The organism is Micromonospora musae, assembly GCF_003626635.1.
In the GTDB taxonomy this organism is placed as follows: domain Bacteria; phylum Actinomycetota; class Actinomycetes; order Mycobacteriales; family Micromonosporaceae; genus Micromonospora; species Micromonospora musae.
Genome location: NZ_RAZT01000001.1, coordinates 386,698 through 409,774, shown reverse-complemented (window position 1 = coordinate 409,774; position 23,077 = coordinate 386,698). Strand labels below are relative to the sequence as shown.

Here is a 23,077-nt window from a genome sequence, read left to right as displayed (position 1 = left end):
TCACCCGGGCAGCGCGGCGAGCCGGTCACGAAGCGCGTCCGCGTCCGGGTGGGTGAGCTCGTCGAGGATGGCCAGCGCCTGCTCCCAGGTCCGGCGGGCGAGGGCCGGATCACCGGCGGTCAGGTGCAGCTCGCCGAGCCGGGTCAGCGTCCTCGTCTCGTAGTAGCGGCTGCTCACCGCGCGGTAGCGGGCGAGTGCCTGCCCGTACAGCGCGACGGCCCGGTCGTGCTGACCGAGGTGGTGGTGTATGAAGCCGAGGCTGTCCAGCGCCACGGCCTCGTCGTGGGTGTTCTCGCCGGTCTCGTGGTGCAGGTCCAGCGCCTGACCGCAGTAGGCGAGCGCCTCCTCGTACCGGCCCGCCTGGGCGTGCCACCAGCCGATGTTGTTGAGGGCGTTCGCCTGGCCGGTGCGGTGACCGGTCGTCCGCCAGAGCGCCAGGGCCTGCTCGGCGTGGTGCAGGCCCAGCTCCGGCTGTCCCAGCCGCCCGTGCACCCAGACCAGTCCCATGTGGGTGTCGGCCTGATAGTTCGAGTCGCCCAGCTCGCGGAACCGGTCGAGGGCGTACTCCAGATGGGCCTGGGCGTCGTCGTCGCGGCCCAGCGCGGCGATCGCGACGGCGAGGCTGCGGTGCAGGTGCGCCCTGCCCGCCGGGTCGGTGATCCGGCTCGCCGCCGTCACCACCGTCTGCTGGGTGGCGGCCATCGTGTGCCAGAGACCGAACCGGTGGAAGAACGTGGTGAGGATGCCGGCGAGCTGCCAGGCGTGCCGGTCGAAGCCGTGCTCGGCCGCGTGGTTGATCACACCGAGCAGGACCCGCTGCTCGCTCGCGAACCACGCGACCGCCTGCGGCGGCGCGGCGAGGTCGGCCACCGCGACCCCGGGGCGGGGTGGGGAGAGCGACATCAACTGCCGGCCCGGGTAGAGCAGCCGGTTGGCGAGGTCGGCGGTGTGCAGGTAGTGGTCGAAGAGCCGGCCCTGCGCCTGCGTGCGTTCGGCGGTAGCCTCGTGCGCGGACGCCAACTCCGCGGCGTACGCCCGCAGCAGGTCGTGAAACCCGTACCGGCCGGGACTCTGCTCGAAGAGCAGGTGCGCCCCGGTCAACGCGGCCAGCAGCGGACGGACCGCGCGGACCGGCACGCCGGCGAGGCTCGCGGCGGCCGGCGCGGCGATGTCCGGTCCCGGGTGCAGGCTGAGCAGGCGGAACAACCGTGCCGCAGGTGGGTCGAGAGCCCGGTACGACCACGAGAAGACCGCCCGGACGCCGGTGAACGTCTCGTCACCGTCGAACGCGTCCAGCCCGCCGCGCGCCGCGCGCAGCTCGCTGGCGATGGCGGCGAGCGGGAATCCGGGGTTTGCGGCCGCGCGGGCGGCGACGACGGCCAGGGCGAGCGGCAGCCGGCTGCAGTGCGAGACGATCTCGGCGACCGCGTCGGGCTCCGCGGCCACCCGGTGGCCGCCGAGCCGGTCCAGCAGCAGCTTGCGTGCCTCCCCGGCGGTGAGCAGGTCGACGTGCATCGGGTGGGCGCCCTCGATCACCAGGAGGCTGCTGAGCCGGTTCCGGCTGGTGATCACGACCATCGAGCCCGCCGTGCCGGGCAGCAGCGGCCGGACCTGATCGGCGTCGCGGGCATTGTCCAGCACGATCAGCATCCGCCGCTCGGCGAGCAGACTGCGGTAGAGGCTGCTCTGCGCGGCCGGCATCGCCGGGATCCGCTGCGCCGGCACCTGCAAGGCGTGCAGGAAGGCGTGCAGCACCTCCGACGGCCCGACCGAGGCCGCTTCGGCGTCGAACCCCCGCAGGTCCATGTAGAGCTGTCCGTCGGGGAACGCGCGGCGAGCCTGGTGCGCCCAACGCAACGCCAACGACGTCTTGCCGACCCCGGCCGTGCCGGTGATCGTGACGATCGTCGGATCGTGGCGTTCGTCGGATTCGTCCGGGCGCAGCGCGTCCAGCCGGGACAGGTACGCCGTACGACCGACGAACGCCGCCACCCCGGCCGGTAGCTGCGCCGGCACCACGGCCACCGGTGGCGCCGGCAGCTCCGTGACAGCGCCGGCCGCACCGGCCCCGGACGTCGTGCCCCGCCCGGCGCCGGGGATCGTGCTGGCCGCCGCACCGGCCGCACCGGCTACGGCGGAGCCGAGGCCGGGGTCGTCCCCGATGATCGCCGCCTCGAGCTCACGCAGGGACGGGCCCGGCTCCAGGCCGAGCTCCGCGACGAGCAGCCGACGGGCGTGCCGGTACGCGGCCAGGGCGTCCGCCCGCCGGCCACTGCGGTAGAGGGCCAGCATCAGTTGACCGTGCAGACGCTCCTGCAGGGGATGGTCGACGACGAGTTCGCTGAGCTGAGACACGAGTTCGGCGTGCCGGCCGGCGGAGAGGTCGGCGTCGATCCGGTCCAGCAGCGCCGTGAGACGGGACTCCTCGATGCCGCCGCAGAGCCGCTCCCGGAGGGTGCCGGTGGTCGCGTCGGCCAGCGCCGGCCCACGCCACAGATCGAGCGCGGCGGCGAGCTGCGCGGATCGCCGTCGCGGGTCGGTGATGGCCCGAGCGCCCTCCACCATCCGCTGGAAGCGGTGCAGGTCCACCGAATCGGCCGGTACGGAGAGCCGGTAGCCTTCGCCCAGAGCCAGCAGGCGCGCCCGCCCGTCGGCATCCGCCCCGGCGGCGACGTGCACCGCCTTGCGGACCCGCGACATCAGCGCCTGCAGTGTCGCCCTGGCGGTCGCCGGCGGCGTCTGTCCCCAGAGCACGCTCACCAGCCGCTCGGCGCTGACCACCCGGTCGGGGTCGAGCAGCAGCACCGCGAGCGTCAGCCGCTCCTGACGCCGCCGGAGAGGGACCAGCTGCCCGCCGTCGGTGTACAGCTCCACCGCACCCAGCAGCCGGATTTCCATTCGGGGAATCCTAGAGGCACCGGATCCGCGCGTCGGAGCGCCGGTGGCGAGCCGGTGGCAAGGCGGTGGCAAGGACCGGATGCCAGGGTCGCCGGGATCCACAGCCGATTCCGGTAGTGCCCCGTCGTCGCGGCGGGCGGGAAGGTCTCCTCTTGTCACAGCCACCCACGCCGTACCAGCCGTACGGTGGCTCCGCCTACGAACCTCCACGGTCCGCGCCGATCCCGCCGGCTCCGCCGGTTCCACAAGTCGCGCCGGCAGCACCGTTCGCGCAGCCGGTCCCACCGGCAGCGCCGTTCGCGCAGCCCGCGCAGCCGGTCCCGCCCTCCGCGCAGCAGCCCCCGCCGGTCCCGCCCTACGCGCACCCGGCCGCCGCGCCGCCCGCCGGCCCGGTGGGCGTTCCGCAGCCGTCACCCGCTGACACCGGTCGGCCGCGCGGCCGCAAGCGGCGCGTCTTCGGCATCCTCGCCACCATCTCCGCCGTGGTGCCCCTGGTGCTCGCCGGGGGGCTGACGTACGCGGCGATCAAGAACCACCGGATCCAGACCGGCAACGACGCGTTCGCCGCGGTCGCCTGGCACAACCTGCGCACCGAGGAGGTGTTCCCGGACTTCCTCAGAGACCCCTACCTGACGGGGGAGCAGCCGCAGGGGTGGGCCCGGCAGGGCCTCGCCGAACAGAAGGACTGCCGCGGGGTGCTCGCCGACAAGCTCACCGAAGCGGTGATCGCGCAGGGGTGCGTGAGCGTGCTGCGGGCGACGTACGTGCACGTCGGGGGAGACATGGCTGCGACCGTGGCGCTCGCCGTGGTCGGTTCTTACCAGCAGGCGACGGAGATCGCGGAGGAGCTCGGCTCCGAGCGGGTACCGATGGTCGTCCCGATGGCGGTGCCCGGCACCGCGGCCGCCGGCTGGAGCCGCAAGCTCGCGTACGCCGGTCGGGCGAGATCCGTCGGGCTCGCCACCAACTCGCCGCCGTACGTCGCCGCCATCACCGTCGGTCCCCTGGACCCCCGCCGCCAGTACGGGAAGCTCCCCGGGGACTGGGCCATCAGCGGCCGCAGCGAGCAGAAGCTCTACCAGGGCGTCGCCGACGAACTCGTCGGCGGGTACGCGCGCACCTTCGACCACCTGGCGAACGGCCGATGAGGGCGCGGGCGTTCCGGGCGGTGTCCCGCACCGCCGTCGCGCTCTGCGTCGCCGGGGCCCTCGTCGCGGCGGCCGCCCCGGCCCACGCGGCGGGCAAGGGCTGGGAGCTCGACGCCCTGTCGGTGCCGGCGGCGCACGACCTCAGCGAGGGTGACGGGATCACCGTCGCGGTGATCGACACCGGGATCCGGACGAACCACCCGGTTCTCGCCGGCCGCGCCACCGAGGGGCCCGACTTCCTGAGCGAGAACGACAAGAAGGAGTCCTGGTACGGCGGGCACGGCACGTCGATGGCCTCCAACGTCCTCGACGTCGCGCCGAAGGCGAAGGTGCTCGGCCTGCGGGCGATCCGCGACCGCGAGGACCCCGACTACCAGACCTGGGAGCAGAGCCTGGCGAACCCGAACCCGCAGTCGGCGCACGCGCTGCGCAACGCCATCCGGTACGCGGCCGACAGCGGCGCCCGGGTCATCTCGCTCTCGCTGGGTACGGAGAACGCGTTCACCCCGTACGACGAGGAGGAGGCGAAGGCCATCCAGTACGCCCTCGCCAAGGGCGTGGTGGTGATCGCGTCGGCCGGCAACGACGGCGACGGGGAGAACCTGGTCGCCTACCCGGTCGGCTATCCCGGTGTGATCGGCGTGGCCGCCAGCACCCCGTCGGGCGGGCGGGCCGACTTCTCGACCGTGCACTCCTACGTGGACGTGGCCGCTCCCGGCGTCGACATCTGGGGCGCCGACGCCAAGTCGAAGGGGCGGGTCTCCGCGCAGGGCTCCTCGCAGGCGGGCGCGCTCACCGCGGGGGTCGCCGCGCTGATCCTGGCCAAGTACCCGAAGCTCGCCCCCCGGCAGGTCGGCGACCTGCTCCAGCGCACCGCGTCGCATCCGCAGCGGCATGACCCGAAGACCGGCTACGGGGTCGTCGACGCGGCCAAGGCGCTGCGCGCCGCCGGAAAGGTCAAACCAGCGCCGTACATGATGCCGGTGAACGCGAAGGGCGCCGGCGCGCACTTCGGTCCCGGTGACGACGGGACACCCCGTCGTGTCGGCCAGCCGCTCGACGTGCTCCTGCTGGTGTTCGCGGGGGTCTTCGGCCTCTTCGCGGTCGGCATGATCATCGGCGGGTTGCTGCTGGTGCGCAGTGGCCGGCGCGCCCGCCGGCGTGTGGCGAGCCCGCCCGTGGCCGGAATGCCCCCGCCGCAGTGGTGAATTCGCCCGGAGGCGGTGTCCCTGAACCGGTCGGTTGAGGGGCACCGCGCCGGCGTCGGCCATCGGCGTGGTCGGTGCGTGCCGCCGGAGTTGCGCGCCTGCGGACCACCCGCGACGCCCCCACCGAGGACGGAGCAGCAGGTCGGATACGGTGGCAGACGTGACCGAGACAGGTGCGGGGGATCCCGCGGCGCACGTGACCTGGCACGGACACAGCACCGTGTGGATCGAGGACTCCGGCACCCGCCTGCTGACCGACCCGCTGCTGCGGGACCGGCTCGCGCACCTGCGCCGCCGCCGCGGCCCCACCCCACAGCTGCCGGGCGCGCCGGACGCCGTACTCGTGTCGCACCTGCACGCCGACCACCTGGACTTCGCGTCACTGCGCCGGCTGCCAGGAGACCCCACCCTGGTGGTGCCGGCCGGCGCGACGCGGCTGGTCCGCCGGGCGCTGGGCGCCGCCGACCGCTGCGTCGAGCTCGCCGTCGGTGAGACGACCACCGTCGGCCGGGTCCGGGTCACCGCGGTGCCGGCGGCCCACGACACCCGGCGCGGCCCCTGGTCCCGGCACCACGCCGCCGCCGTGGGCTACCTGCTGCAGGGCGCGGCCCGCACCTGGTTCGCCGGCGACACCGGCCTCTTCGACGAGATGGGCAAGCTGGGCCCGCTCGACCTGGCGCTCGTCCCCGTCGCCGGATGGGGGCCGACCCTCGGCCCCGGTCACCTCGATCCGGCCCGCGCGGCCGAGGCGGTACGGCGGGCGGCGGCGGCCTGGGCGGTGCCGATCCACTACGGCACGTTCTGGCCGGTGGGCTTCGACCGGGTCCGACCCGACCGGTTCCTCCCACCGGGGCAGGAGTTCGCCCGGCACGCCGGCGCCCTCTCGCCCGGTACCCGGGTGCGCGTGCTGCGTCCCGGCGAGTCCTGCGCGATCACCCGCTCATGACGGCGACGCTCGGGGCGCTGGGCTGGCTGATCCTGGTGGTGCTCTTCGGCTCCCTCGTTCCGGTGGTGCCGACCGGTGCGGCGGTCAGCGGCGCGGCCGCGCTCGCCGCCCACCAGCAACCGCTGACCGTGGTCTTCGTGGTGGCCGCCGGTGCGCTCGGCGCGTACGTCGGTGATCTGGCCACCTACCTGGTGCTCCTCTGGGGCGGCGAGCGGATCGCCCGACGCCTGCGGCTGCTGCGGGAGCCGCAGCGGTTCGACCGGCTGGCCGCCCGGGTCCGCGAGGGACGCGTCTCGCTGCTCCTGGTGTCCCGGCTGATCCCCGGTGGGCGGGTGCCGGTGCTGCTCGCCGGTGCGGTGGCGGGGTTGACCTGGCGGCGCTTCGCCGTCGCCAACGCGCCGGCGAGCCTCGCCTGGTCCGTGCTCTACGCGGCGATCGGGGTCGTCGGCCGGGCGATCTTCCCGGAGCCGTGGCAGAGCGTGGTCGCGGCGATCCTGCTCGTCGTCCTGGTCAGTCAGGGGCTCAGCTGGCTGGGCCGACGCCGGACGGCGCCGGAACCTCCGCCGGCACGACCCTGACGGGCAGCGGCACGCCGGGCTGCTCGGGGACGATCGGCCGGTCGGCGCCGGCCGGAGGATCATCGTGTCGGGCCGGGGCGTCGTCGGCAGGGCGACGCAGTCCCAGCTGCTCCAGCCACCCGAGCAGCTGCCGGTGCACGGCGTCCGGGCCGACCAGCTCGCCCTCCTGGGACCAGCCGGCCGGGTGGACGAGCAGCGCCTCGGTCTGCCAGCCGCCCAGCCCGCCGTGGCAGCCCACCAGCTCCTCGAAAGCCGCCACCTCCTCCAGGCTGGGATCGACCGCGCTGATCACCACCAGATCGCCGACGTGCTCCATCGTCTGGTGCCGCAGCAGGTCCCGCCGGGCCCGCGCCCCGTACGGCGCCAGCGGGTCGTCGCCCTCGACGTGCCCGTCGCGCAGCCGGTGCCGGCCACGGGGGCCGATCGCCAGCGGCCCGGCGGCCGAGTCGACGACGACCAGCCCGACGCCGGGGTGTGCGGCCAGCCCGTCGATCAGCTCCGGCGCGACGGCGTCGATGCGTTCGCGGGTCAGCCGCCCCGGGTGCTGGGCGAGGTAGATCATGGCTAGGTTGCCGGAGGCCACCACCACGGTCTCCGGGTCGGTGCGGGTGGCCGCCTCCTCGCGGTCCGCCGGCCCGAGGCTCACCTCCCCGTCCGGGCCGGAGCGCACGGCGGCGCGGGTCGCCGCGGCGGTGACCCCGCCGCGCCCCGCCACCTCGGTGAGCAGCGTGTTGACCCGCCCCCACTGCTCCACCCGGCCGGCCGCCTCGACGCTCGTCCCGGCGGGCCCCGGGCGGCCGTCGCCGGGCGAGGGGGCCGGCTTCGTCGCGAGCCGGGCCACCACCTGGCTGAGGGACTCGCCGTACCGCTGGCGGAAGGTGGCGCCCTGGCTCTGGCCGTGGTCGCTGAGCACGACGATGTGGTAGTTGCGGGCCGCCTCGGCGGCCAGCCGTTCCAGGATGCCGAGCGTGTGGTCGAGCGCCTCGAGCGCCGCCATCGCCTCCGGCCGGGCCGGGCCGGCATGGTGGGCCACCTCGTCGTAGTCGACGAAGTCGGAGAAGATCACCGGCGCGCCACGGGCCATCTGCTCGGCGATGAGCGAGACGTTCAAATCGTTGAGCAGGCTGGCCAGGGGGCGTAGCGCCAGGTACGAGCCGCGCCGCTCACCGCGCGGCTGCACACCGCGCACCCGCTGACGGCGTGCCTCGTGCAGTTCGCGCAGCACCTGCCCGGCGCTGAGCACGACGGCGCGGGCGAAGCCGTACGGGCTGGTCATGAACGCCGCGTAGCCCGGGGTGGAGCGCCCGGGCAGCCCGGCCCGGCTGACGGTGAGCAGGCTGGTCGACGCGTCGCCGGAGAAGGCGGTGCTGATGCTCACCCCACCGTCGCGCAGCAGGCCGCCGCCGGTGGAGAGGCGTCGTTCGATCTCGGCGGCGTCCCGGGGCCGGCTGGTCACCACGAGACGCCCGGGCGCGCCGTCGCCTGTCGCCTTCTCGTACCACCGGTAGGCCGGCACGTGCCGGACGTCTCCGTGGAGCAGCCCGGCCTGGGCCGCCGGGGTGGTGGCCGGCAGCCCGGTGTGCCAGCGGGTCATCCGGTGGCTGCGCGAGCGCAACCAGCGGCCGATCGTCGGCAGGTTGCCGGCGCGTACGGCCCACTGCACCAGGGGCGCGGCCACGCCGTCGAGCTGGATGATGAGCAGCCCGTCAGCCGCGTGCCCGTCCGTCGGCGGCTCCGGGGGGCTTCGTCGCCACCAGCGCCGGGTGGGGTGCTGCCGACGGCCCGCCGCCCGGCGTACCCGGGTCATCAGCCGCAGCGTCTCGCTGACGAAGGTGTCGTCCGTGCCGGCGTCGGCGAGCCAGTTCACGATCGCGGCCAGCGCCACGGCGACCCACGCGGCGACGAACGCGACCGCGAAACCGGCCACGTGTGCCTCGGGATCGAGCCGCAGCGCCACGTACATGACGACCGCCTGTACGCCCACGCCGATGGCGAGCGCGCCGAGCCCGCCCAGCGCGGTGGCCAGGGCGAGCAGCAGCGGGCGCAGCACCGCCCCGACGGCCGTCACGAGCGCGACCAGCCAGAGCATCGCGACCAGGCCGCTCGCGGTGACTCCGGGCAGCAGCCAGAGCGTGGTGCCGAGCACCACGAACGAGGTCGCCATGCTGCGCACCAGCGCGCGCACCCGCGCGACGGTCGGCCGGTAGCCGCGGAGCACCCGCAGGGCTACCCGGACGGGTTCGGGCAGCCGATGGCGCTTACCGGCATCCACCTGCGGCTTCATCCTGGCCACGATGCCACATCTGAGCTATCAAGATCCTCCGGTGCGGAGTGGGTCACAACGCGTACGAGTGTCAGCCGTGCCCGGCGCTACCTGACACACCCGCCGTGCGTCGGCGGGCCGACAGGTTCAACGCTCGAGGTGGCCGTCCACCATCCCGAGCAGGGTGCTCGCCGCCGCGCTCACCCGCCGTCCGGTGGCCGTCGCCGCGTGCAGCGCCCACTCGAGCGACTGGTCGGTGACCGGCAGTGCCTTCACCTCGGGCCCCGGCGGCACGTTGCGCACGGGCAGGATCGCCACCCCCAGCCCGTGCCGGACGAACTCGGCGGCGACGGTGACGTCCGCCACCTCCATGGCGATGTGGCGCTCCAGGCCGGCCGCGCCGAACGCGAGGTCGTTGGTCGTCCGGTTGGCGTAGCCGACGGGGTAGTCGATGAACGACTCCTCGGCCACGTCCGCCAGCACGACGCTGTCCCGCTCGGCCAGCCGGTGCCCGGCGGGGACCACGAGCACCTGAGGTACCGGCACCAGCATCCGCGTCTCGAGGTTCGGGAAGGGCCGGGGGCTCACCCCGAGGAACGCCACGTCGATCTCACCGTCGACCAGCGACCGGGCCAGCCCGGCCGAGCCGTTCCAGGTCGCCGCCCGCAGGTGCAGCGCGACCCGCGGGTGACGGGTGTGGAAATCGCCGAAGAGGCCCGCGAAGTCGATCCCGCCGACGCCGGTCAGGCACCCGACGACCACCGTCCCGCGCAGCTCCTGGCCGACCTCGTGCACCGCGTCCCGGGCGGCCTGCGCCGCGTCGAGGGTGGCGCGCGCCTGCGGCAGCAGGGCCTCACCGGCGTCGGTCAGCTCCACCCGCTGGGCGCTGCGTTCGAACAGCGGCGCGCCCAGCTCCCGCTCCAGCGCGGAGATCGCGGCGGAGACCGCCGACTGCACGACGTGCAGCCGCTTCGCCGCCCGGGTGAAGCTGCGCTCCGTCGCGACCGCGACGAAGTACTCCAGATGCCTGAGTTCCACGCCGCCCAGGATCACACACGCCGGCGGCCGGGCCTGCCGCCGCAGCTGGTCTTGCGCGCCGCGCCGCACCACGACCGGTCCGCCCGGCGCATGGACTCCAGGCAGGCCGGAACGCCGGTGCCGGGGTGAACTTGACCTTGACGTACGGGTCAATGTCTACCGTCGGGTGCCATGACGGGTTCCCAGTTCGACGGCAAGACAGTGATCGTCACCGGCGCAGGCACCGGCATCGGACGGGCGACGGCCCGTGCCTTCGCCACCCAGGGCGCCCAGGTGCTCGTCGTGGGTCGCACCGCGTCCCGGCTCGCCGAGACGGCGCAGGGGCTGCCGGGGGTACGCGCACTCGTCGCCGACGTCGCCGCCCCGGGCGCCGCCGAGAAGATCGTCGGTTCGGCCCTGGAGCACTTCGGTCGGGTCGACGTGCTGGTGAACAACGCCGCCGTCGTCCGGGAGACGCCGGGTGACGATGCGAGCGGTCGGCACGCCGCCGGGCAGATGGTCGCCACGAACCTGCTCGCCCCGATGTACCTCGCCCAGGCGGCCCTGCCGCAGCTGGCCACGCAGCACGGTGTGGTGGTCAACGTGAGCACGGCCATCGGTCAGCGCGGGTGGCCGATGCCGGGCGGCGGGCTGTACGTGGCGTTGAAGGCCGCGTTGGAGACGCTCACCCGCACCTGGGCCGTCCAGTTCGCGCCGCACGGAGTCCGCGTCGCGGCGGTCGCGCCCGGCCCCATCGCCACGCCGATCGCGCAACACCAGGGTCTGGACGCCGGGCAGGCGGAGGCGCTGCGAAAGGCCCTGATCGCACACGTCCCGCTCGGGCGTATCGGTCAGCCGGAGGAGGTCGCCTTCTGGGTCACCCAGTTGGCCCGGCCGGAGGCGGCCTACACGACCGGCGTGGTCATTACCGTCGACGGCGGAGCGGTCGTCGCCTGACCGCCCGGGTAGCGTCACGCCCGTGCGGATCGGCGAACTGGCCCGGGTCAGCGGGGTGTCGACCAGGACCCTGCGGTTCTACGAGGGCCTGGAGTTGCTGCAGTCCCGGCGCGCGTCCAACGGCTACCGCGAGTACGGCCCGGAGGCGGTGGTGCGGGTGCGCAACATCCGTCATCTGCTCGCCACCGGGCTGACCCTGGACGACGTCGCGCATTTCCGCCGTTGCCTGGACGGCGACCTGCGCACCGCCGCGCCTGCGCCGGCCATGGTCGCGCTCGCCCGGCGCAGGCTCGCCGTGCTCGACGAGCGGATCCGCGTGCTCAGCGCGGCCCGGGACAATCTCGCGCGCGGTCTGCGGGACGCGGTCGGCGACAGCACTCCGTCGTGCTGATCACGACGTGTCCCCGCCGGGTTTGACCCTCGAGCCGGTCGAGCCCGCACGATCTCGATCACCGAGCGAGGTGAGGGCGTGGGCGATGGATCTGGACAATCGGGTGTTGCGGCTCTGCCAGGACGGCATGCGCGCCGAGGCCGAGGGGCGTCCGGCGGACGCGCGTACGCTCTTCCGGCGGGCGTGGGAGGCGAGCGGTGACGACTACGAGGCCTGCGTGGCGGCGCACTACCTGGCCCGCCAGCAGGACGACCCCGAGGAGATCCTGCGCTGGAACCGGGAGGCACTCGCCCGCGCCGACAAGGTCGGTGACGAGCGGGTGGCGACCTTCTACCCGTCGCTGCACGTCGGCGTGGCGCTCGCGTACGAGCGGCTCGGTGATCCCGACCGCGCGCGGGAGGCATTCGCACGGGCCCGCGAACACCTGCCCGTCCTGCCGTCCGGCGAGTACGGCGACCTGCTGCGCGCCGCCGTAACCGAGGGCCTCGCCCGGCTGGGCGGGCCGCAGCGGTGAGCGCGGTGCGACGTGGGCCGCCACCGGAAGCCCGGCGACGGCCCACGGCGTACGGATCAGTTCAGGTTGTCGGCGTGGGTCACGGTCTCCCAGGCGACGAAGAGGTTGTTGGTGCCGGCGGGGCGCTGCTGCAGCGTGAGGGTCTGGGTGTTGGTCATCGCGTTGCCCAGGCGGTTGGCCAGAGCGTTGTAGCCCACCTCGGTGATCGGGCCGAGCCCGCGGGTGAGGCTGCCGTCGCAGAGCCAGGACGGCGGCGCCTCGCCGAGCTGGTAGCGCGAGTGGAAGCCGAGGGCGTGCCGGAGCCGCTCACCGACCTGCGGGTAGAGGTCCTGGCCCTGGATCCGGGAGGTCTCCGCGACGTGCGAGATCGCCGAGATGCCGTACCCGGTGTGGGTGAAGTCGCGGCAGGTCTCCTGGGCGAGGCCGGCCACGAAGGTGGACTGGTCGTGCCAGTAGCCGATGATCTCGGCGGGGGTGTCCAGGCCGCTGCCCGGGACGGTGTACGGCAGCGGGCCGTCGCTGGGCAGGTAGATGAAGGCGCGGGTCCGGTTGAGGAACCGGGTGACCGCCGCGTTGTAGGCGGACCGGTCCTCCAGGAAGACCGAGATGCCGACCGCGGCCTCCATCATGGTCAGCTCCCAGTTCCCGTTGCTGCCGGAGCCGTTGCGGACCACCGGCAGGTAGACGTTGCGCAGCATGGTGGAGAAGCGGTTCACGTTGGGCCAGCTGCTGTACGTGTACCTGATGATCTCCGCGGCGCGCGGCCAGACCGAGCCGGCCCAGCCGGTCTGCAGCGGGGCGTTGCTGCCGGTGTGTGAGGTGATCGTCGCGGACCAGGCGTCCATGATCTGGATGGCCTTCTGCGCGTATCGGCTGTCGCCGGTGATGTACCAGGCGAGCGCGTCGGTGTATGCGGCGATCGCGTCCTCGCGCTCGTCTGTGCAGCCGTTGTTCGGGTTCGAGTAGGAGCCGCACTCGACGACCGGGCGCGGTGCCGGGGTACGGGAGAGCGAGGCGTAGCGGCTGCTCATCATCTGGTTGAACGCCGAGGTCCAGGGCTGCGCGCCGGCCTGTACCCGGCCCCGGACGAAGTCGAGTTGCCCGCGACTGACCATGACGCCCGGGTGGGTGAAGTCCCCGGAGGGGGGCGGGGTCGTGCCGCCGCCGGGCAGCGTCCAGCTCTGGTTCGCGGCGCCGGTGCAGGTCCAGATCTGCACCGGTGTGCCGTCGGCGGAGCTGGGCCCGGTCGCGTCCGCGCACTTGCCCGAGCCGGCGTTGACCAGCTGCGTGCCGTTGGCGGACCAGAGCTGCGCACCGGTGCCGTTGCAGTCGTAGATCTGCACCTTGGTGCCGTTGGCGGTGCCCGCGGCGGCGACGTCGAGGCACTTGCCGAGCGCCCGGATGGTGCCGTCGTCCGCGACGGTCCACTGTTGCGCGGCGCTGCCGTTGCAGCTCCAGAGCTGCACCTGGGTGCCGTTGGCGGAGGCGGCGCCGGCCACGTCGAGGCACTTGCCGCCGTATCCGGTGATGGAACCGACGGTGGCCGCGGAGGCCGCTGGTGTGCCGACCGTCAGGCCCGCCGGCACCGCGAGCGTCACCGCGGCGAGCGCGGCGGCCAACCGGGTGCGGAGCCGACGGGGTGGAGCCTCGGCTGATCGTCGCGCCATGTCATGATCCTTCCCACCGCGATGCGGCACATCCGGGGCAAATCCGCCGTTGGCCGGCGCGCTGGAAACCGGATGGTGGCGTGGGGATTGACCGGCCCGGTCGGTGGCAGGCGCGCGGCCGGAACGGCCGATCGAACTGTTAACTGTGTTAATCATTACATGTGAACTTATCGATATCAATGCCGTTGTCCGGAGTGCCGGGCGTCGATGGCGTCCTGCGGGGTTACGACGAGGTGCGCCCGCTGCCACCTGCGGAAGCACTCACCGCCGCTCGCGGCGAGGGTGGCTGCGTCCCCAGCGGTCTTCGCGGGGAGTGATGCGCGCACCCCGTACGTGAAGCTGCCTGAAACAGGCAGCGTCAGCCGCCACCGACCCGTGGTCGCCGGTGGTCGGTCAGCCGGAGGCCGACGCCGCGTACCGCGTCGATGGTGACCCCGGTGCCCAGCTCGCCGAGCTTGCGCCGCAGTCGCTTGACCAGTGACTGCACGTCCGCTCGCCGCTCCAGCCCCTCGTCGCGCCAGACCGACCGGTGCAGCTCGGCGTAGCTCCACACCCGGACCGGCTCGGCTTTGAGGCAGGTCAGCAGATCGTGCTCAAGCCGGGTGAGGGCGACCTCCCGGTCGCCGTAGCGCGCGGTGGACCGGGCCGAGTCGATGAGCAACGCGTCGTCGGCCGGATCGGGCGGATCGGCCGGCGCCGGGCCGGGCAGTTGACCCGGGATCGCGATCAACCGACGCAGTTCGTCGACATCGGCCACCAGCAGCAGTGGTGCGATGCCGTCGAGGCGCTCGGCGAGCCGCAGCCGCTCGGCAGGCGACGGCGCCACCGCGATGACCAGCGGATAAAGCTCCTCGGCCGGATCAGGCCCGTCCGGCACAGCACTCTCGTCGACCTCGGCCACCGCACCCATCCGGGGACTGGCGGGCAGTCTCTGCCCACATCGATCTTGATCGTGACAATTATCGGCAGGCATCAAACCCTGGTCAGCAAGCTCTTAGTGACAACTTGCTCACCGCATGTGCTTGATCGTCCGTTCATCTCGATCATAGTGTCCAACCGGGCAACCGGCGTGACCCGCGCGGTGCATGGGGGGGCTTGGAGGGGATCGTCCGAACCGGTATCCAACGGGAGACGATCGCCTGCACCTTCACCATGGCCCATTCAACCCCCTGGGTCGTCCTGAAGGAGGCAGCACCGAATGTTTAGACGTCCACATTGGACGAGCGTCGCCAGATCCCTGGTGAGTGCGGGCGCGGCGACGGTTCTCGTCGCGACCGCCCTCGCCGCCACGGGATCGGGCGCCCAGGCCGCATCAGGCGGCTTCGGCGCCGGCGCGCCCTCCCCGGCGGACAAGATCCGTCCGGAACTCTCGAAGCAGCTCGAGGGCAAGGCCGAGAGCGACTTCTGGATCCGTTTCAAGAACCGGGCGGACCTGAGCCAGGCCAGCAAGAACAAGGACTGGAACAAGCGGGGCGCCGAGGTGGTGGCCGCGCTCAAGAAGACCGCCGAGGAGAGCCAGTCCAAGGTCAAGGCCGAGCTCAACAGCACGGGCGCGAAGTACCAGACCTTCTGGGCCACCAACGCGATCCGGGTCAGCGGCGGCTCGCTCGGGCTGGCGCAGAAGATGGCCGCGCACTCCGAGGTCGAAGCCCTCTACGCTCCGGTCGCCTACGAGATCCCCAAGACCACCAAGGGCGACAGCGAGAAGGCTGTCAACGCCATCGAGTGGGGCATCGCCAACATCAACGCCGACGACGTCTGGTCCCAGTACGGCGTCACCGGTGAGGGCATCACGATCGCCAACATCGACACCGGCGTCCAGTTCGACCACCCGGCGCTGGTGGGCTCCTACCGGGGCAACAACGGCGACGGCACCTTCGACCACAACTACAACTGGTTCGACGCGGCCGGCACCTGCGGCGCCGCCCCCTGCGACGGCGACGGCCACGGCAGCCACACCATGGGCACGATGGCCGGCTCCGACGGCGGGGCGAACCAGATCGGTGTCGCCCCCGGCGTCAAGTGGATCGCGGCCAACGGCTGCTGCCCCAGCGACGCCGCGCTGGTCAACTCCGGCCAGTGGATGCTCGAGCCGACCGACCTGAACGGCGAGAACGGCGACATCACCAAGCGGCCGAACATCGTCAACAACTCCTGGGGCACGATCCTTCCGTCGAACGACCCGTTCATGGAGGACGTGACGCTGGCCTGGACGGCGTCGGGCATCTTCGGCGTCTTCTCCAACGGCAACAGCGGCCCCAGCTGTCAGAGCAGCGGCTCCCCGGGCAGCCTGGAGAGCAACTACTCGGCCGGCGCGTACGACATCAACAACAACATCGCCGGCTTCTCGGCGCGTGGTCCGGGGCAGAACGGCGGGATCAAGCCGAACATCTCGGCTCCCGGCGTGAACGTCCGGTCCAGCGTGCCGGGCAACGGCTACGCGAGCATCAGCGGCACCTCGATGGCGGCCCCGCACCTCGCGGGCGCGATCGCGCTGCTCTGGTCGGCGGCGCCCGGGCTGGTCGGTGAGGTCGACGCGACCCGCGGACTGCTCGACAACACCGCCGTCGACACCAACGACGCGCAGTGCGGTGGCACCGCGGACGACAACAACGTCTGGGGTGAGGGCCGTCTCGACGCGCTCGCGCTGCTCGGCAACGCGCCGATCGGCGACACCGGCACCGTCACCGGCACCGTCACCGACGCCGGCAGCGGTGCTCCGCTCGCGGGCGCCTCGGTCGTCCTGAGCGGCCCGGCCGACCGGCAGCTTACCACCGGCGCGGACGGGAAGTTCTCGTCGCTGCTCCCGGTCGGTGACTACCAGGCCGTCGTCTCGGCGTTCGGCTACGGCCAGAAGACGGTCCCGGCGACGATCACCCCGAACGCGACCACCACGCTCAACGTCGCGCTCGACGCCGTGCCCAGCGTCAACATCAGCGGTACCGTCACCGACGGCTCGGGCCACGGCTGGCCGCTCTACGCCAAGGTGACGGTCGTGGGTCCGTCGGGTCTCTCCGACTACACCGCGCCCGCCAACGGCCGCTACAGCCTCAAGGTCCCGGCCGGGTCGACCTACAGCCTGAAGGTCGAGTCGGTGTACCCGGGCTACGAGACGGTGACGAAGGAGGTCGTCGTCGCCGCGCGCAACGTCACCGCCAACGTCGCCGTGCCGGCGAAGTCGGACGCGTGCGAGACCGCGCCCGGCTACACCTACGGCTCCGACGGTGAGTTCGAGACCTTCACCGGCACGGGCACGCCGAGCGGCTGGGAGGTCGTGGACCACCTGGGCAACGGCCAGGTCTGGTCCTTCGCCGACGAGGCCAACCGGGGCAACCTGACCGGTGGCACCGGCGGCTTCGCCATCGTCGACAGCGACCGCTTCGGCGGTGGCGGGCAGCAGGACACCTCCCTGGTCAGCCCGGTCGTCGACCTGAGCGACGTGGCCGCTCCGGTGATCCGGTTCAACCAGGACTTCAACTGGCTCGGGCCGGAGACCGCCGACGTCGACCTCAGCGTCGACGGCGGTACGACCTGGACGAACGTGCTCAAGCAGAAGGCGGACTTCTCCGGGCCGCGGTTGACCGAGGTCGCGATCCCGCAGGCCGCGGGTCAGTCGCAGGTCCGTGTGCGGTTCCACTACTACGACGCCTCGTACGAGTGGTGGTGGCAGGTCGACAACGTGCTGATCGGCAGCGAGGTCACCTGTGAGCCGGTCGACGGCGCGCTGGTCTTCGGCCACGTGCGTGACAAGAACACCAGCGGCTACGTCAACGGCGCCACGGTCACCAGCGTCGACAAGCCGGCGGAGAAGGCCACCACGGTGGCGACTCCGGACGACACCGGTCTCGAGGACGGCTTCTACTGGATGTTCTCCTCGCTGACCGGCACCCACAAGTTCACCGCGACGGCCGGCAACTACGTCAGCCAGAGCAAGAACGTCGACGTCCAGGCCGACTGGGCGACCGCCGCGAACTTCCAGCTCAAGGCCGGTCAGCTCGCCGTCACCCCGGGCACGCTGAGCGCTGACGTCCAGATGCCCAGCGGCAAGGCCAGCAAGACGTTCACCGTGACCAACACCGGCGAGGCGCCGGTGGAGGTCGGGTTCGGTGAGCGTGACGCCGGCTTCGAGCTGCTCAAGGCCGACGGGTCGCGGGTGAGCCAGCAGCAGGTGCTCGGCGCCGAGGGTGCGCCCGAGCAGCGGCTGAAGGTGGCGACCTCGTTCGCCGCCGCCGCCTCCGGCAAGTCGTCGACGGCGGCCACCTCGGCCGGCCCCCAGGCCGACCCGTGGACGAACCTGCCCGCCTACCCGGCCAACATCATGGACAACCGGGTGGTGAACCTCGACGGCAAGGTCTACTCGATCGGTGGTGGTGACGGCTCCGCGTCCACCACGAAGAACTACGCGTACGACCCGATCGCGCAGGCCTGGTCGGCGATCGCCGACCTTCCCGAGGCGCGCAACGCCATGACGGTGGGCGTCCTCGACGGGAAGATCATCGCGACCGGCGGCTGGGCGGCTGCCGGCCCGTCCGGCACCACCTGGGCGTACGACCCGGGCGCCGACGCCTGGGCCCAGCTGGCCGACAACCCGGCGCCGCGTGCCGGGGCCGCTCAGGCCATCGTCGACGGCAAGCTCTACGCCATCGGCGGCTGCACGACCTCGGCCTGCACGCCGATGTCGAGCAGCGTCGTCCGGTACGACCCGGGCGGCGACAGCTGGGAGACCCTGCCCGAGTACCCGAAGTCGGTGGCGTTCGCCTCCTGCGGCGGGATCGACGGCGTGATCTACTGCACCGGCGGCAACGACGGTGCCAGCGCCTACAAGACCAGCTACGCCTTCGACCCGGGCGCCAACACCTGGAGCCCGATCGCTGACGCGCCGGCCGACCAGTGGGCCAGCTCGTTCGCCGTCGCCAACGGCAAGCTGCTGGTCGTCGGTGGTGTCCAGGGCGGCGCCGTCACCAACGCCGGTTTCGCCTACGACCCGAGCACCGAGTCGTGGTCGAACCTGCCGAACGCCAACGCTCCGCGGTACCGCGGTGGTGCGGCGTGCGGCTTCTACAAGGTCGGTGGCTCCTCCGGTGGCTTCACCTCCACCCGGGAGAGCGAGGTGCTCCCCGGCTTCGAGGAGTGCGCCGTCGGCGGCGCCGACGTCAGCTGGCTGACGATCGACAAGTCCGAGGTCACCCTGGCGCCGGGCGAGAAGGTGACGGTCACCGTCGGAATGACGGCGAACGTCGACCAGCCGGGCACCTACACCGGTCAGGTCACCATCAAGGAGAACACCCCGTACACGGTGGCTCCGGTGACCGTGGCGATGAACGCGAAGGCCCCGAAGACCTGGGGCAAGCTGATGGGTACGGTCACCGGGAACAGCTGCCAGGGCGGCGGTTCTCCGCTGAACGGCGTGACTGTCCAGGTCGACTCTTGGGCGAGCTCGCTCACCCTCTCCACGAACGCCGAGGGTAAGTACGCCTACTGGCTCGACAAGCGGAACAACCCGCTGACCATGATCGTCGCGAAGGACGGCTGGAAGCCCCAGACCCGTGCTACGAAGATCAACCCCACCACCCCCACGGTGGAGGACTTCGCACTGTCTCCCACCAAGTGCTGACGCCTGAGCGCTGACGCACGACGTCCGGCCCGCCTGGTTCACCAGGCGGGCCGGACCCTTCTTCGTCGGGCGACGCGGCCGTACGGGGGCCGCCGTGGATCGGCGTGGGCCGACGGCTCGGTTCTCAGCTGTCGCCGCGTCCCTCCGGCCCCAGGGCCGAAGCCACCGCGCCCGCCACCCACCGGGCAGGCTGCGCCCGCCGACCCCGCCGACCCCGCCGACCCCGCCGACCCCGCCGACCCCGCCGACCCCGCCGACCCCGCCGACCCCGCCCGGGCCCGCCGCGCCCGCCGACCCACCGGGCCCGCCGATCCCGCCGGATCCGGCGGGATCGGCCGGTCGGGTCAGGCGGACGCGAGCCGGAAGCCCACCCCGCGGACGGAGTCGATCGTCGCCGAGGCGTCCAGGGTGGCGAGCTTGCGTCGTATCCTGCGCACCACCGAATGCATGTCGGAGCCGCGCCCGAGGTGCTTGTTGCCCCAGACCTTCAGATGCAGCCGCTCGTAGGTCCAGACCCGTCCGGGCGCGCCCATCAGGCAGAGCAGCAGGTCGTGCTCCAGCCGCGTCAGCTCGATCTCGCGATCCAGCCAACGGGCCACCCGTCGATCCGAGTCGATGACCAGGGCCGGCGTCGCCGGCGACGCCACCGTCGCGGGTGCGACGTCTACTGTCATGGTTTGCATCGTTTCAACGGTCGTCTCGGCGGTCGGCGTCTCGGCCGCGCCGAGAAACTCCCTCGCCTGATCGACGCTCGAGACGATCAGGAACGCCTCGGTGCCGCCGAGCAGTTGTGCGAGTTGCCGACGCGCGGCCGGCGAGGAAGCAATACCTATGACCATGGATGCAACCGGGATCCCCCGCATTTCCGCACCTCTTCCGGTTCCCCACTGATACCCGGATGGTTTCTGTTTGACGCAGATCAATCTGCGCAGTGACCCTAGCCGGGCTTTATCTCGGTTCGGTTAAGAATATTTGCACGTCGGCATCCATAAATTGATGGTCAGGGCCCGCGAACTCGGCATTGTCATGTTCATGACACGGTGACCGGGTTTTGACAGGAACCCTTTTCCCTTTATGGCCTGGTTCCGTCTGGTCTGGGGGCGTCGGGTAGGGCTACCTGCCAGTACGTCAGCTTCACGCCATCGCCTGAAGGCCGAATTTCCAGGATCGGGCGCATTCGCATTCTCCACCCTGGCGTCGGCCATCGGCTCAGCCGCCGGGTTAATAATCGGTTGAACTCGGACGAAGGCCAGCGTCCTCCAGTTCGCGGGGATCCGCACCGGCCCGGCGCGTCTCCATTTCTGGGGTCCCTGGATAGGACCGGTGATTGATTGAGGTATTGACGCTGTCGAACTGATCGCCGCGGGTATGTTCGTCGCGCTCGACGGTGTCGTGGAGGCGCCCGACCAGTGGCACTTCCCCTACTACAACGACGAGATGGGTGCGGCCGTCGGCACCACGCTCGCCGGCGCGGACACCATGCTCCTCGGCCGCAAGACGTACGACAGCTTCGCGGGCGCCTGGCCGCAGCGCGAGGCGGCCGGCGGAGAGGACGCCGACTTCGCCAAGACTCGCGGTGACCTCCGCAAGGTCGTGGTGTCGAACCGGCGACTCGACTTCGCCTGGCGCAACTCGGAGCAGCTCGCCGGTGGACTCGTCGAGGCGGTCACCGCGTTGAAGTAGTCGCCCGGGAGCGGGCACATCGGCATGAGCGGCTCGGTCTCCGTCGTCCGTCCGATCCTCGCCGCCGGCCTCCTGGACGAACAGCACCTGCTGGCAACCCGATCGCCGTACGCAAGGGGATGCGGCTCTTCGACGAGGGCGAACCCTCGATCCAGCTCGCGCTGCTCACGTCGCAGGCCTTCAGCACCGGAGTGCTGAACCTCGTCTACGCGCCGTCCGCCCCGACCGCGCCGGCCGGCTACGAAGAGGCCAAGCGTCAGCTGGCCCGGGCACGGCAGGGCTCCGCCCACTGACGACGGCGCGCGGAGCCCGCACCCCTGCCCGGTTCAGCTACGCGCCGGCGACCAGCCGTCGGCGATCAGCCGCCCGGCGTCGCCGCCCTCACCCTGGAGCAGCAGCCCGTCCCGGTCCGCCGCGACGATCCGGTCGACGTAGACGCCTCGGCCCTGGCTCGAGACGTCGGTGCTGCTGCTCCAGCGAAGGTGGGTGGCGCGCTCGGTTAGCTCGGCCGTCACCTGCCACCACACCCGGCCGCCGTAGCCGGTAACGGTGCCGTCGCTGCTCCAGCGTCTCCCACCCTGGCTGAACAGCAGCCGCAGCGGATTCCAGGTGGCGCCGCCGTCGGTGGAGACCTCCACCCGTGCGCTGTCGAAGCGCGGCTCGGTGTCGTACCAGAACGAGAAACTCGCCGTGCCGCCGCGCGCCGGCCGGCGCAGCGGCGCGGTCAGCGTGACGGTCGCGGCGTCCCGTGGATCCGCGCGCCACGCCTCGCGGGAACGGGGCCGCACCGGCATCGCCTCCGCGAGGTCCCGCGCGACGGCGCGCCGGGCCACGTTGTTGCTGCCCCAGCCGCGGTCGGGGTGCACCCGGTTGCTCAGCAGGATCACGAAGGAGTGGGAGAGCGGATCCACCACCAGCGAGGTGCCGGTGAAGCCGGTGTGCCCGAACGTGACGGGGGAGGAGAGGCCCATCATGTACCAGTGCTTGTTCAGCTCGAAGCCGAGCCCGCGGTCGCTCTCGGGATACGCCGTCTCGAGCCCGGCGTTGTAGTTGACCAGCATGGTGCGGACCGTCTCCGGTCGTAGGATCCGCCGGCCCCGGTACTCGCCGCCGTTGAGCAGCGCCTGGCAGAGCACCGCCAGGTCCGCCGCGGTCGAGAAGACCCCGGCGTGGCCGGCCACCCCGCCGAGCGACCAGGCGTTCTCGTCGTGCACCTCACCCCAGACCATGCCGCGTCCGGCGTACGGCTGGTACTCGGTCGCCGCGATCCGGGTGCGCAGTCGCGGCGCCGGGTTGTAGCCCGTGTCGGTCATGCCCAGCGGTGCGGTGACACCGTCGCGGACCAGGTCGGCCAGGGGTCGGCCGGTGACCCGTTCGGCCAGCACGCCCAGCGCGATCAGCCCGAGGTCGGAGTAGACGTACCGGCTGCCGGGGGTCGCGCCCGCGGCGAGGGGCGTGGCGAGGGCGGCGGCGAGCCGCTCGGCCGGCGTCGGGTAGCTGCTCCACAGCGGCACGAACGCGGGCAGCCCGGAGGTATGGGTGAGCAGCATCCGGACGGTCACCTCGGCCTTGCCACCGGCCGCGAACTCGGGGACGTAGCGGGCGACCGGGGCGTCCAGCACGACCCGTCCCCGTTCCACCTGCCGCATCACCACGATCGTGGTGAAGAGCTTCGACACCGACGCCAGGTCGAAGATCGTGTCCTCGCGCATCGGGATCTGCTGGTCGGCGGGGAGCTCCACGCCGGGCAGGTCCGGCGGCGCGCCCACCGCGCCGTACCCGACCGCGGTGCCCACCGCCGCGTGCTGCACGATCACGCCGTCCTTCGCCGCCAGCGCGACGGCGCCGGCGTAGGCGGGATGCCCCGGATGATCCGGCGTCGGTTCCAGGTACGCGGCGAGGTCGGCGGGGATCCGCGCCACCTGCTCGGGCAGCAGCCCGACCTCGCGCGCGCCGCCGCGGCGCAGCCGGTCCTGCCGGAACCGGATGTCAGCCGGTGTCACGGTCGGCGGCTCCGAGCCGACCGGTGGCCGGACGAGGGCGGAGCCACCGTCGGGTCCGACCATCGCTGCGTCGGCGGTGCTCGGCGCGGCGATGGCGGCGTGCGACGGCAGGGCCGCCGCCACGACGGCCGCGGTCAGCCCGAGCGTGACCGCCCGCAGCCGGGCGGCTCGCGATCTGCTGTGCGACATG

17 protein-coding genes are annotated in these 23,077 nt (G+C 72.5%); 10 read left to right on the top strand and 7 right to left on the bottom strand.

The window, feature by feature from the left end:
- Positions 1–2,898, bottom strand: a complete 2,898-nt coding sequence (locus D7044_RS01880; RefSeq protein WP_120687738.1) for an AfsR/SARP family transcriptional regulator — start codon at positions 2,896–2,898, stop codon at positions 1–3.
- Positions 2,899–3,050: 152 nt separating this feature from the next.
- Here D7044_RS01880 and D7044_RS01875 point away from each other — a divergent pair, with 152 nt between their 5' ends.
- The 4 genes from D7044_RS01875 to D7044_RS01860 all read left to right on the top strand — a co-directional run bounded on the left by D7044_RS01875 (position 3,051) and on the right by D7044_RS01860 (position 6,778).
- A complete protein-coding gene (locus tag D7044_RS01875; protein ID WP_120687737.1) occupies positions 3,051–4,046 on the top strand; it encodes a hypothetical protein in 996 nt (331 codons plus the stop codon).
- On the top strand, positions 4,043–5,254 hold the full coding sequence (locus D7044_RS01870) for a S8 family peptidase (RefSeq protein ID WP_147434562.1): 1,212 nt from the start codon (positions 4,043–4,045) through the stop codon (positions 5,252–5,254). Before D7044_RS01875 ends, D7044_RS01870 begins: the two co-directional genes overlap by 4 nt.
- Before the next feature lie 160 nt (positions 5,255–5,414).
- Positions 5,415–6,200 carry an MBL fold metallo-hydrolase gene (locus tag D7044_RS01865; protein ID WP_120687735.1) on the top strand — a complete coding sequence of 262 codons (786 nt, stop codon included), beginning with the start codon at positions 5,415–5,417 and terminating at the stop codon, positions 6,198–6,200.
- Entirely contained in the window at positions 6,197–6,778 is a 582-nt protein-coding gene (locus D7044_RS01860) for a DedA family protein (protein ID WP_120676250.1), read from the top strand. The genes D7044_RS01865 and D7044_RS01860 overlap by 4 nt, the downstream gene beginning before the upstream one ends.
- Here D7044_RS01860 and D7044_RS01855 read toward each other — a convergent pair.
- Positions 6,723–9,062, bottom strand: a complete 2,340-nt coding sequence (locus tag D7044_RS01855) for an alkaline phosphatase family protein (RefSeq protein WP_120687734.1) — start codon at positions 9,060–9,062, stop codon at positions 6,723–6,725. The two genes, D7044_RS01860 and D7044_RS01855, sit on opposite strands and share 56 nt — an antisense overlap.
- Positions 9,063–9,188: 126 nt before the next feature.
- Positions 9,189–10,079 (bottom strand): LysR family transcriptional regulator, encoded by an 891-nt coding sequence (locus tag D7044_RS01850; RefSeq protein WP_120687900.1) that lies wholly within the window; start codon positions 10,077–10,079, stop codon positions 9,189–9,191.
- 171 nt (positions 10,080–10,250) lie between these two features.
- Between D7044_RS01850 and D7044_RS01845 the strand changes: the two genes are divergently transcribed.
- From D7044_RS01845 to D7044_RS01835, 3 genes are all read left to right on the top strand, one after another.
- Positions 10,251–11,015 (top strand): SDR family NAD(P)-dependent oxidoreductase, encoded by a 765-nt coding sequence (locus D7044_RS01845; protein ID WP_120687733.1) that lies wholly within the window; start codon positions 10,251–10,253, stop codon positions 11,013–11,015.
- 22 nt (positions 11,016–11,037) lie between these two features.
- Positions 11,038–11,406, top strand: coding sequence for a MerR family transcriptional regulator (locus tag D7044_RS01840; RefSeq protein WP_120687732.1), 369 nt, complete (start codon positions 11,038–11,040; stop codon positions 11,404–11,406).
- Positions 11,407–11,491: 85 nt separating this feature from the next.
- Positions 11,492–11,920, top strand: a complete 429-nt coding sequence (locus D7044_RS01835; protein ID WP_120687731.1) for a hypothetical protein — start codon at positions 11,492–11,494, stop codon at positions 11,918–11,920.
- Between the two features lie 56 nt (positions 11,921–11,976).
- Here D7044_RS01835 and D7044_RS01830 read toward each other — a convergent pair whose 3' ends face one another.
- Positions 11,977–13,587, bottom strand: coding sequence for a ricin-type beta-trefoil lectin domain protein (locus D7044_RS01830; RefSeq protein ID WP_158609941.1), 1,611 nt, complete (start codon positions 13,585–13,587; stop codon positions 11,977–11,979).
- Positions 13,588–13,945: 358 nt separating this feature from the next.
- Positions 13,946–14,497 (bottom strand): winged helix-turn-helix domain-containing protein, encoded by a 552-nt coding sequence (locus tag D7044_RS01825; RefSeq protein ID WP_120676259.1) that lies wholly within the window; start codon positions 14,495–14,497, stop codon positions 13,946–13,948.
- Positions 14,498–14,827: 330 nt separating this feature from the next.
- Here D7044_RS01825 and D7044_RS01820 point away from each other — a divergent pair, with 330 nt between their 5' ends.
- On the top strand, positions 14,828–19,201 hold the full coding sequence (locus tag D7044_RS01820; protein WP_233564833.1) for a S8 family serine peptidase: 4,374 nt from the start codon (positions 14,828–14,830) through the stop codon (positions 19,199–19,201).
- Positions 19,202–19,545: 344 nt separating this feature from the next.
- Here D7044_RS01820 and D7044_RS01815 read toward each other — a convergent pair whose 3' ends face one another.
- Positions 19,546–20,064, bottom strand: coding sequence for a winged helix-turn-helix domain-containing protein (locus tag D7044_RS01815; protein WP_120676263.1), 519 nt, complete (start codon positions 20,062–20,064; stop codon positions 19,546–19,548).
- A gap of 505 nt (positions 20,065–20,569) precedes the next feature.
- Between D7044_RS01815 and D7044_RS33370 the strand changes: the two genes are divergently transcribed.
- The gene (locus tag D7044_RS33370) at positions 20,570–20,884 is read left to right on the top strand and encodes a dihydrofolate reductase family protein (protein WP_325050644.1); all 315 of its coding nucleotides are present in this window, start codon (positions 20,570–20,572) and stop codon (positions 20,882–20,884) included.
- 119 nt (positions 20,885–21,003) lie between these two features.
- Positions 21,004–21,177 carry a hypothetical protein gene (locus tag D7044_RS33365; RefSeq protein ID WP_325050880.1) on the top strand — a complete coding sequence of 58 codons (174 nt, stop codon included), beginning with the start codon at positions 21,004–21,006 and terminating at the stop codon, positions 21,175–21,177.
- Positions 21,178–21,210: 33 nt separating this feature from the next.
- On the opposite strand, the gene D7044_RS01805 is transcribed toward D7044_RS33365, so the two are convergent.
- On the bottom strand, positions 21,211–23,076 hold the full coding sequence (locus tag D7044_RS01805) for a serine hydrolase domain-containing protein (RefSeq protein ID WP_120687728.1): 1,866 nt from the start codon (positions 23,074–23,076) through the stop codon (positions 21,211–21,213).
- Position 23,077 lies beyond the last annotated feature (1 nt).

Excerpts from the sequence above, each read along its gene's own strand:
- D7044_RS01880 (WP_120687738.1), bottom strand. The coding sequence starts at position 2,898 with ATGGAAATCCGGCTGCTGGGTGCGGTGGAGCTGTACACCGACGGCGGG.
- D7044_RS01870 (WP_147434562.1), top strand. The coding sequence starts at position 4,043 with ATGAGGGCGCGGGCGTTCCGGGCGGTGTCCCGCACCGCCGTCGCGCTC.
- D7044_RS01860 (WP_120676250.1), top strand. The coding sequence starts at position 6,197 with ATGACGGCGACGCTCGGGGCGCTGGGCTGGCTGATCCTGGTGGTGCTC.
- D7044_RS01855 (WP_120687734.1), bottom strand. The coding sequence starts at position 9,062 with ATGAAGCCGCAGGTGGATGCCGGTAAGCGCCATCGGCTGCCCGAACCC.
- D7044_RS01845 (WP_120687733.1), top strand. The coding sequence starts at position 10,251 with ATGACGGGTTCCCAGTTCGACGGCAAGACAGTGATCGTCACCGGCGCA.
- D7044_RS01835 (WP_120687731.1), top strand. The coding sequence starts at position 11,492 with ATGGATCTGGACAATCGGGTGTTGCGGCTCTGCCAGGACGGCATGCGC.
- D7044_RS01830 (WP_158609941.1), bottom strand. The coding sequence starts at position 13,587 with ATGGCGCGACGATCAGCCGAGGCTCCACCCCGTCGGCTCCGCACCCGG.
- D7044_RS01825 (WP_120676259.1), bottom strand. The coding sequence starts at position 14,497 with ATGGGTGCGGTGGCCGAGGTCGACGAGAGTGCTGTGCCGGACGGGCCT.
- D7044_RS01815 (WP_120676263.1), bottom strand. The coding sequence starts at position 20,064 with ATGCGGGGGATCCCGGTTGCATCCATGGTCATAGGTATTGCTTCCTCG.
- D7044_RS33370 (WP_325050644.1), top strand. The coding sequence starts at position 20,570 with ATGTTCGTCGCGCTCGACGGTGTCGTGGAGGCGCCCGACCAGTGGCAC.
- D7044_RS33365 (WP_325050880.1), top strand. The coding sequence starts at position 21,004 with ATGCGGCTCTTCGACGAGGGCGAACCCTCGATCCAGCTCGCGCTGCTC.
- D7044_RS01805 (WP_120687728.1), bottom strand. The coding sequence starts at position 23,076 with ATGTCGCACAGCAGATCGCGAGCCGCCCGGCTGCGGGCGGTCACGCTC.